Below are 288 nucleotides of genomic sequence, written 5' to 3' on the forward strand. Positions count from 1 at the left end.
CGATCTGGCGGGCGGCCACGTCCAAGCCACCATCAATCTCAGCGCCGCCAATCTCAGCGCCGGCGGCAGCGCCCTGGTCACCATCAGCGACGGCAGCGCCAACAGCACCGTCACCGTGCATAGCAATGGCGCCGTCACCAGCAGCAGCGTGGCGGTTTCCGGCCACTACGCCAATGGGGTGTTGACCCTCAGCCTGCCGGAACCGGCCAATGGCCAGGCGGTCAGCGTGTCGGCCACCCAGACCAATGCCTTGGGCAATGTCTCCTCCGCCGGCAGCGCCAGCGGCAC

1 protein-coding gene is annotated in these 288 nt (G+C 68.4%); it reads left to right on the plus strand.

Annotation, left to right across the window (positions count from 1 at the left end; genetic code table 11):
* Positions 1-288 (plus strand): hypothetical protein (locus tag C2134_RS21530; protein WP_158248740.1); only part of this gene is annotated, 288 nt, incomplete at both ends.

It is taken from the genome of Chromobacterium sinusclupearum, assembly GCF_002902845.1.
In the GTDB taxonomy this organism is placed as follows: Bacteria; Pseudomonadota; Gammaproteobacteria; order Burkholderiales; family Chromobacteriaceae; genus Chromobacterium; species Chromobacterium sinusclupearum.